The 2722-nt window shown below is 50.5% G+C and carries 2 protein-coding genes and 1 pseudogene; all 3 read right to left on the reverse strand.

Going from position 1 to position 2722, the window contains the following annotated elements:
- Positions 1 to 222: 222 nt before the first annotated feature.
- The gene (locus BLX24_RS29875) at positions 223 to 816 is read right to left on the reverse strand and encodes an RNA polymerase sigma factor (RefSeq protein WP_071506855.1); all 594 of its coding nucleotides are present in this window, start codon (positions 814 to 816) and stop codon (positions 223 to 225) included.
- A gap of 95 nt (positions 817 to 911) precedes the next feature.
- On the reverse strand, positions 912 to 2327 hold the full coding sequence (locus BLX24_RS29880) for a RagB/SusD family nutrient uptake outer membrane protein (RefSeq protein ID WP_071506856.1): 1416 nt from the start codon (positions 2325 to 2327) through the stop codon (positions 912 to 914).
- 13 nt (positions 2328 to 2340) lie between these two features.
- A pseudogene (locus BLX24_RS33020) lies at positions 2341 to 2722 on the reverse strand (SusC/RagA family TonB-linked outer membrane protein); the annotation flags it as partial.

Raw genomic sequence — 2722 nt, forward strand, 5'->3', positions numbered from 1 at the left:
GCCTGGTCCCGCTCAATGTCGAGCATGGCAAACCAATGCTCGACAAACGACTTTTCTTCGGGGGTACATTCCCCGTTCAGATATTTCTGTAATAAACGACTAAACCGTTCCCGACTCATTGGCCATTCGTGGAGTTATACATCCTAAGCCAAGAAAGAGGGGCAATACCCGCAATAAATTTTATTAAATCTTAAAAAGTTTATGGATAAAAGGCTGTAATGCCTACTTATTATCGAAATAATGATAAAATTTTTGTGTGAGGATTATAACCAGAAAATCACGAAGCAAGACTTTCAGCGAGCGGATGGCGAGGTGAAGATGGTACTCGACGGTACGCTGAGGCATATTCAGCTGGGTGGCTACTTCTTTTACGGACTTGTATTCAATCCGGTTTAACCGGAAAACCTGCCTTGTTTTTTCGGGAAGTTCATGCAGGGCTACCTCCATGCGTAGCATCAAATCATCCAGATCCACCTGTTCATCGGTCGAGTTTACAGATCCGGACGAGTAGCGCAGCGAATGGTCCAGAAACTTATCATGGACAATCAGGGTCTTGATGTGGTTAATGACAGTATACCGGATAGCGGTAGTCAGGTACGCTTCCAGGTGATTGATTCTTGCGGTGGCACGGCGCTCCCACAGGTTCAGAAAAACATCCTGCACCAGTTCTTCTACGACCTCAACCGATTCTATCTTACGGCAGGCGAGGTGGTACAGCTTTTTCCAGTAGCGCAGATAGATTTCGCGGAACGCCTGTTCATCGTCATTCCGGAGTTCGACCAGCAGAAGCTCGTCTGTTAACGCTGTGTACCGCATGTAGAAAAAGAACGATTTCGTGGTTGAATAAAGCTACTTTGTGAATGAGCGACAGTGCCGGAGGCACAATCACTCATTCACAATTCACGCATGAGTTAGTAGCCCGTATTTTGGGTAATGGCGCTGTTTTGGGTCCGTACAATCTGCGGAACCGGCCAGAGTAGTTTATTCTGGTTGATGGCCTTTCCTTTGGCCGACAGGACCGTTACCGCCCGGTTGGTGCGTTTCAGATCGAACCAACGCTGGAACTCGATGGCCAGTTCTACGCGGCGTTCGTGCTCAATAGCCAGGTCGAGGGTAGCGTATTTGGCCGATGGATAAGCGGCTTCCCCGAATTTCGGGAGTTTAGCCCGTGTCCGTACCTGGTTCAGGTAAGTGGCGTCTCCTGTCGCTTCGGTAAGCATCAACAGCACATCGGCATACCGAAGGACCATAAAATTATTGTTCGAGAGCGGGTTGCCACCTACCTGTGTGGCTTTGGTATCGGTCCACTTGATCGGGTATTTCTGGGCGATAAACGTACCGGCGTTGTTGTAGCCGGGAGCAATCGACACCTCGCGGCGCGGGTCGCTGGTTTCGTATTCATTCCACAAATCGTCGGTTACCTGATTCATGCCGCCCCCGTAAAAACCGAGGAAATTGTTGTTGGGGTAAAAGCTTTGATAATACCGGCTGTAGGGTGCCGAAGCATTGCCGCCCAGAAACTGAATTTCGAAAACGGACTCTTTGGTATTTTTGACGCTCGGCCCCCAAAGGTCGCTGTAGTTGGCCAACAGACTGTACTGGTTGCTGTTATAGACTTCCTTCAGGACAGACGCCGCCGCTGTTTTGTCGCCCAGAGTCAGATACACTTTTCCGAGCAGTGTTTGCGCGGCCCCCTTTGATGCACGGCCGGGAATCGTAATGGCCGAAGCCAGGGGCAGTTTATCGGCGGCAAACAGCAGGTCTTTTTTTATCTGGTCATAAACCGCAGCCTGTGGCGAGCGTAATACACCGTAGCTTTCCTCACCGGTCAGCGGGGTTGTGACCAGCGGCACATCGCCCCAGAGCTGCACCATATTGTAATAGTACAGGCCCCGCAGGAACATCATCTGTGCCTTAACGCCATCTTTGTAGGAAGCATCCAGACTGGCTCCTTCGATTTTGTTGAGCACAATATTGGCATTGAAAATAGCCTTGTAAAAATCCTGCCAGAACTGATAGATCATCGTGTTGGCCGTGGCGAGGCTGTAATCCTTAAACTGCCACTTATCGGCCTGAATCCCCGAAATGTTGAACACAATGGCGTTGTCGCTCATCTGCTCATTGGCATACGAAACGGCCCCTTCCGGATTGTACACGGTATAGAGCGACGCATAGGCTGCATTTACCGCCAGTTCGAAATCGTCTTTTGTCCTGAAATTATCGGCCGTCGGATTTGAGAGGGGTTTTAATTCCAGAAACGACTCCCTGCAACTGCTGGCCAGGACACCGACCAGGCAGAAGGTTAAGATGTATTTTAAGCTTTTCATGCTGATTCAGTAATTATAAGTCTACTTTGATACCGGTTGTAATCACGCGCGGGAGCGGGTAGGAGCCGTAATCGACGCCGATAAACGCACCGTTCGGCGCATTGCCGGATGCATTCAGCCCGTTGCCGCCGCCGGCATAGTTGCTGGCCCCGTAGGTCGTGTTTTCGGGGTCGTAGTTCGTGTATGAGCTCCACAGAAAGACGTTCTCGGCATTGACATAGACGCGGGCCACCTTAAACGGCGTTCTGGCTAACAGTTTGGCAGGCAGGGTATACGAAATACGGATGTTTTTCAACCGGGTAAACGACGCATCTTCTACCCAGAGACTGTGGAACTGGTCCTGTAAACCGGTAAGGCCCAGGGTTGCCCGGAAATGTTTGCCATCGCCCGGATTG

Origin of the sequence: Arsenicibacter rosenii, assembly GCF_001870735.1 — a bacterium.
Taxonomy (GTDB): Bacteria; Bacteroidota; Bacteroidia; order Cytophagales; family Spirosomataceae; genus Arsenicibacter; species Arsenicibacter rosenii.